The organism is Pedobacter sp. 01N416 (assembly GCF_056399685.1).
Map to the genome: position 1 here is coordinate 1 of NZ_JBFTRT010000457.1, position 5,274 is coordinate 5,274.

Sequence of the window (5,274 nt, forward strand, 5' to 3'; positions counted from 1 at the left end):
ATTAAGCAATGAGCTTTTTAATGTATCCAATGATGTTAAAAATTTAGAGAACAGGATCTTTGATAAGATCAGCCGTATTTTAGCGCCCGATCATTTAACTTCATCGTTACCGGCCCATGCCATTATGCACGCCAGGCCGATTGAACAACAGGACTACCTTTCGATCTATTCGCAGTTTGCATTTAAAAAGAATATCCCGCAGGAAAATGATAAGGCCAAGAAAACCGATATTTTTTTTAGCCCGCTGCATACCGTAAAGTTAAATAATGCATCGATAAGATACATCGTTACCGGAAATACCCTTTTTAATGTAGAACAATTGGGCAAACAGCCTATACACAATACCCTTTCGGGCACTTCTGTAGAGAAAAACACCGTATACATAGGTTTTAACGGCATTAAAGACTGGATGGATTTTAATAAACTGAATTTATTTTTCGACTGGAAAAATTATTCGGTGCCCGAAAACACTTACGATCTGCTCTCGCTGGGGAAATGGTTCTACAAAAACAACGAGCTCACCGCCTATACAGAACGTTTTATGGATGAGCCTTTAACGGGTAAGGTACAGGCTCCGTTTCAGCACAAACAATTGCTTAATCTGATTAAAGCAGATGTTTTACAGTTTTACAGCAACAGGTTTATTACCCTGGGCGATCTTAATGATTTTAATATCGACGAAAGCAGAGAACTCCCTCCTGAGTTTGCCAACCTATTCCAGCCGGCTGTTTTAAACCAGATCGATAATTCGGTAAAATGGCTTAAAGTAATTTTTCCCGCAGCTATAAACCAGGAAATGTTGAACGAGCTTCATATTTATATCAATGCGTTCTCGGTGGTAAATAAACGGTTAAGCCAGATCAAACACCGGCTTAAAACGATGAACAATATTATCCCGATTAAAACGGAATCATTCGATCAGATGCTTGCGGTAGAAAACCTGAAGGATAATAAAGGGAAAAGTTACAATGAGATTCCTTACACCAATGAGAACGAAAAAGGAGACGGATCTTTCTCGATCCGGTACGGAGGCACCGAGCGTTTTGATACGAGAAATGCCAAAGAGCTGGTAGATTACCTTTTTGAACTTTTACGCGATGAGAAAGCAGCTTTTACTGCTTACGGACCTGATTTTTTAAGTACCATACTTAAAAATCTGGAACAGAATATTGCGCTTATTGAACAAAAAAGCCGCTCGGCGCTTAAAGACATTAAAGAACTGCCCAGCTATATTGTACTGAAACCGATTGATGATGCGGATATTTTATTCCTCGATATCTGGGTTACACAAGCAGAAGAGGCCAACCACATTAATGCCGGAAGCCGTTTAGTGGTATACGATAACAATAAGGTAAATGCAGAGAGTATCTTTTTATTGAGCCAAACGAAAGGCGGCCGGTCGAGATTGAATGCAACCAACAGGGTGCAGGCTTATAAATATGGTTTAACCACAGCCGACCGGATTATTACGAAGGCTGATGTGATCAATTTTTGCCGTTACGAACTGGGCAACAAATTAAAGGGCATTACCCTGGCCAAAGGCTTGATAATGGATAATAAACCAAACGCAGGCTTTATTAAGACCACTGATATTTTGATCGAACCTGCAGATCAGCTTAACCTTAGCGGGCAGGATTGGGAAGAACTGCTGAGTTTAACTTTAGCGAAATTAAACCTAAGGAGTACGATGAATGTGCATTACCGTATGCTGTTAAAGCCAGCGTTTTATAAAGCGGTTTAATTTAAAGTAACTTTTTTATCTATTCAGTCCTCTAAAGCAGTTCGTCACCCTGAATTTATTTCAGGGTCTATCTAGCATGAAAGATGCTGAAACAAGTTCAGCATGAGGATCGAGTCAAGAAAAGAGTAAAAAAACATCTTCATATCCGGAGCATTGCAGATTGGAGATCCTTCGACTCCATTCAGGATGCAGTTTAACAAACCAGGCCATCATCTCCGACCAGAACGCAGCGAAATGGAGAGATCCATCTAGACAGATTTTGCTTCGCAGAGCCTTTGGGTTCTCGGCTGCGTTGCACTACGCTCGAAATGAGGTATTGCGAGGATAGCGATCGTTGTAAGATTGCTTCGTCGGCTGAAAAAGCCTCCTCGCAATGACGAACTCTCGCTGCTTGTTACAGCTTCATATTAACTAAAGATATACCGTATACCCTAAATAAGCACTTTCACCATCCTCGCTCAATACTGTTTCCTGATAATCGGGTGCGGTAAGGAGTTCTACGTTAACCTCTGCATCAACAGGGATTAAATAGCTGATGGCCATATCCAAAATGGCCCTGTTTTTTTGTCCGGGAATAAACTTAACCAGTTCCTGTGGCGAAGTTGGACCGATATTAACATTATAAGCTTCGTGTTCGGGGGTAAAGCTATCACCAATGATGGTATCAATCCCCAATGCGCTTCCACCCAACTGCATCTGCATTTCTTCAGCAATTTTTACCGGTGCAATATTGGCTGTAGCATCCACAATGGTAAGTGGCAGGTTGAACAGTGCAGTAAGTACTTTTGAAACAAAACCGATGTCATTTCTCTTTTGCTGGATTTCGGGCAGCAGGTGCATCCAGATGATGCTTTGTTCTTTGTTGAGCAAATTAAACTCATCCCATCCAAATTCAAAAATCTGACTTAAATCGGAATAGGTTGTTTTTTTATCGAGCATATTTTCATATAGCTCGGTCATGATCCTTACATAATTAATTTCCGTATCAAAGGGTGTAAAAAATAACCTGGCTTCCTTTTCTTCCTCTCTCCTATCCCTGATATCTTTAATCATAGATTCCTCGTCCATACCGGCACTACCGGTTGGCGGACGGTGGAAAAGCCCCTCAGGCAGCATATCATACAATCCTTCGCGGTTGGTACTGATGCGGATGCGTTCGTGCCTTCTTTTTTCAGAATAATAAGCCGTTGTATCCTCAATATCTTTTGCAAAAGCACGTTTATCGGGGCCCAATGGGATAATTTCAATCCTATTGGCATCAATTACCTTACGTTCAATCAGGTCGGCAGCGTGGGCAACGGCCTTGTAATCTGTAAATAGTTCGTTATTAATCAAAGTTTCCTTTTTCATTAAACTTTAAGGCTTCATTTTTGTTATAGGTTAAATTTTTATTACCGAAAAAATAACGATTATAATCAAATATTAAAGATACTATATTTGCAATACATCTCATCTATAAAAATTTAATGGACGTTCAATCATTTTTTATCCGCTTTCTCTTGTTCCCGCTGATCTTCATCGTATCAACAGCGGTGCTTTCTATCATCAACAAAAAGAACCAGTTTCTCAATAACAAAAGACTTATCGTAAGTGTTCTGCTCATCGGCATTATTTTAGCCCTTCCGGGATTTTTAGGGTTCCTAAACTTTAATTTCATGCCCTGGGGCTACATTATCTGCTGTATTTTTTATCTCTTGATGGGCACGGTTTTCGTTTATCTGTTAACCAAATACTACCCTAAAGATGTACTGGAGCGCAAGGTTTTTATCTTTTTCGCTACTTTAATTTCGGCCATTTTAGCTGTTTATTTATATCAGCTTGCCTTTAACTGGTTAAGCTCGGTAAATTTTGGGTGGTTTGGTGCTGGCAGTATCACCTGCTTTTTTGTTCCACTTATTTTTTGGTGGGCTTATGTTTCACTGCTTGGTATCCCTTCAGAAATCTACAAGATCTGGAAATATCCTGATACTCCTTTGGACATCAACATGGACCATGTAGATTTTAACCGTTTATTGGTACTGGAGCTGGAGCTTTACAAAAAAAGCAGCGATCCCGAACCTTTAAAGGTAAAGGTAAAAGCTGTAGAGAACATGAACTTCGGTATCTGGTTCCACAAGTTTATTGATGATTACAATTTAAAATTTGCCAAAAGCCCTGTAGAATTCAGGGGCGACGATATGGAAAATTATAAATGGATTTTCTTTATCAAAACTTCTTTTTTTAAACGCAATATTTTCATCGATCCTGATCTCGACATTATCGAAAATGGCATTACCGAAAAAATGACGATTTACGCTAAACGGGTATCTGAAAACGCAAACAAACCCAATGAAGTTGGAGAAAGTGCTATCTTTATCTAATCTATAATTAAAAACATCTACCATGATAAAGCCGCTAAAATATAAATCCATTAACTGGATTAATGGCATGAAACTTTCCAGTGATCATTTTACATTAAGTGATCTTTATTTGCAGGACTTTGTACGCGATGCCGCCTCTCTACACCTAAATAAAACTGCAGATAGCTATTTCTTAACCATCGGGCAGGTTTACTACGAAAATGGCAGGTTATCAATAAACAGCAGTTATATACCGCCCAGCTCAACTATAACAAGTCATCCAGCCCTGATTAGATATTATGAATCTTTTAGTGTTTTACTAAATGATTTACAGCTGGCGGCTTTTAAAATCATCGACAAAACAGGAGGAAGGGACAACATTACGCCGCTAGGCAGGAACATCCGTTTAATCTCAGAGAAAATTGTAGATTACATTGCAGGTTTATTTTACGAGTACAGAAACATTGCGCACCGCGAATCGCCAGCAGTTTTAGTAGGTTATTTCTCCAGTTTGGCGCACATTTTTTTTACGGCCATTAAACTGATTGATCCCCGCGAAAGAGAAGAACTGTTAAAGTATTTTTACGAGTGGAAAGATGTAACCCCAGGAAACTTTGAAGAGCTTTTAGCCAAAACCATCGAACTGGTTTACGATCATAAACAAATTAACAACAGTATGCTAATGGCCAACGAATTTATGAGTGTATTGGTAGCGCTTTGGAATAAATTGAGTGGATTAGAATATATTGGCCAGCGCAAAGAAAATATTGTGGTTGCCGAACAGCAAGTTGTACAGCAGGTACAGGCCAGAAAAACCTGGACATTGCTGGATTAAAATTATTTCTCGGAGTAAATTAATAATGAAGCTGTACCCAGAGAAACCGGGTACAGCTTTTTTTATTCTTGTCAGTTAAAAATTAACAGGGCAATCCGACCTCCGCTTTTGGAATAAATTTTAATCGAAAGCAACCTGCTCCGGTCCTGAAATTTTATTGATGTGACAAGCGCACTTGCCTCCACTTACTTTAATCACAACAGATTTAGTTTGCTTGGTTTCTACTGAAGTACCGCTAATTTTTAAATCATCTCCCTGTTCTGACAGACCAAGTTTATTATTATCATCAACGATAATAAATACGCCTTTTATGGTATTTGTATAAATACTCGAATTAGCCGTTACCCGCTCTCCTGTTC

5 protein-coding genes are annotated in these 5,274 nt (G+C 39.2%); 3 read left to right on the plus strand and 2 right to left on the minus strand.

Annotation, left to right across the window (positions count from 1 at the left end; all coding sequences use genetic code 11):
* The coding region (locus AC1DND_RS21365) for a type VI secretion system baseplate subunit TssF (protein WP_477584646.1) at nt 1–1,741 on the plus strand (1,741 nt) is incomplete at its 5' end.
* Nucleotides 1,742–2,152: 411 nt separating this feature from the next.
* Here the strand turns inward: AC1DND_RS21365 and AC1DND_RS21370 are convergent.
* The gene (locus tag AC1DND_RS21370) at nt 2,153–3,091 is read right to left on the minus strand and encodes a type VI secretion system baseplate subunit TssG (protein WP_477584647.1); all 939 of its coding nucleotides are present in this window, start codon (nt 3,089–3,091) and stop codon (nt 2,153–2,155) included.
* Between the two features lie 116 nt (nt 3,092–3,207).
* On the opposite strand from AC1DND_RS21370, the gene AC1DND_RS21375 reads away from it, so the two are divergent.
* A complete protein-coding gene (locus AC1DND_RS21375; protein ID WP_477584648.1) occupies nt 3,208–4,101 on the plus strand; it encodes a TssN family type VI secretion system protein in 894 nt (297 codons plus the stop codon).
* A 22-nt stretch (nt 4,102–4,123) separates the two neighbouring features.
* The gene (locus AC1DND_RS21380) at nt 4,124–4,915 is read left to right on the plus strand and encodes a hypothetical protein (RefSeq protein WP_477584649.1); all 792 of its coding nucleotides are present in this window, start codon (nt 4,124–4,126) and stop codon (nt 4,913–4,915) included.
* A 120-nt stretch (nt 4,916–5,035) separates the two neighbouring features.
* On the opposite strand, the gene AC1DND_RS21385 is transcribed toward AC1DND_RS21380, so the two are convergent.
* Nucleotides 5,036–5,274, minus strand: a 239-nt coding sequence (locus tag AC1DND_RS21385) for a hypothetical protein (protein ID WP_477584650.1), incomplete at its 5' end; no start/stop codon positions are given.

What these genes read in the sequence shown, in the direction of transcription:
- AC1DND_RS21370 (WP_477584647.1), bottom strand. Translation starts at nt 3,091, where the DNA reads ATGAAAAAGGAAACTTTGATTAATAACGAACTATTTACAGATTACAAG.
- AC1DND_RS21380 (WP_477584649.1), top strand. Translation starts at nt 4,124, where the DNA reads ATGATAAAGCCGCTAAAATATAAATCCATTAACTGGATTAATGGCATG.
- AC1DND_RS21375 (WP_477584648.1), top strand. Translation starts at nt 3,208, where the DNA reads ATGGACGTTCAATCATTTTTTATCCGCTTTCTCTTGTTCCCGCTGATC.